Consider the following 1103-nt stretch of genomic DNA (forward strand, 5'->3'; position numbering starts at 1 on the left):
GGGCGACGGCACCTTCAACAGCGGCCAACCCGTCGGCCACGGCTGGACCGGCTACCGCCCCGCGACCTACTGACCCGGCAGCACCCAAAGGAGTCCTGATGAGAGTTCGCTTCAAGAGATCCGTGACCGGGTTGGCCGTCGCCTTGCTGACGGCCGCCGGCACCATCGCCGCTGCTCCCGTGACGTCGGCCCAGGTCACCGCCAGACCCGCCTTCGAAATGCCGTTCCCGTGTAAGGAGGTGTGGAACGGTGCCACCTACTCGGGGCATGGCGGCGCGGGCAACGACTACCCGCTCGACTTCAACTGGGGCTCGGGCGCTGCCGACCGCGGGAGAAAGGTGGTCGCCAGTGCGGCCGGCATCGCGCGGCATGGCGTGGCGGGCGTGATCGACATCGACCACGGCGGCGGTTGGTCCACGACTTACCGGCATCTCGAGCACCGGGCGGTGGCGAGTGGCACCCAAGTCGCCCAGGGCCAGTACATCGGCGACGTCGGTGATGTCGGCAACGCCAGCGGACCACACCTGCACTATGCGCAGGAGTACAACGGCACCCCGGTGCACATCGAACTGCACGGCCAACGGGTCACCTACAGCTATGTATACAACGGGCCGGAGTTCGTGAGCTTCAATACCTGTCCCGGCGGTGTTCGCGCGGCGGAGAGCGTGAACGGCGACCAGTACGACGATCTGCTGGCGGTCGATCCGAACAACGTCATGCAGGTGTACCCAGGCAATTCGACCGGCACGTTCGGCGGGGCGTCTCCGCTCGGCGGCGGGTGGAGCTCGGCGTACAACCGAATCGCGGTAGGGGATACGAACGCGGACGGGGCCGCCGACATCCTGGCCACCTCGACAGACGGCAAGTTGCACTACTGGCACAACTCCGGCAGCGGAACGTTCTCCAAGCTGGCCAACTCCGGTGTGGGCTGGACGTCGATCGAGTGGTTCGCGATGGTCGACATCAACCGCGACAACCGGGCCGACATCGTCGCGCGCGACGGCGGCATCCTGTACTGGTACCCGGGCAAGGGCGCGGGGGCATTCGGCGAGCGCATCAAGATCGGCGAGGGCTGGGCGACGTATCCCGAGTTCGCCGGCGCG

1 protein-coding gene is annotated in these 1103 nt (G+C 67.4%); it reads left to right on the forward strand.

The features are described from left to right. Positions 1 to 98: 98 nt before the first annotated feature. Positions 99 to 1103, forward strand: a 1005-nt coding sequence (locus ACFFGN_RS20275; RefSeq protein ID WP_380049915.1) for an FG-GAP-like repeat-containing protein, incomplete at its 3' end; no start/stop codon positions are given.

It is taken from the genome of Kribbella deserti (assembly GCF_042434725.1).
Classification (GTDB): Bacteria; Actinomycetota; Actinomycetes; order Propionibacteriales; family Kribbellaceae; genus Kribbella; species Kribbella deserti.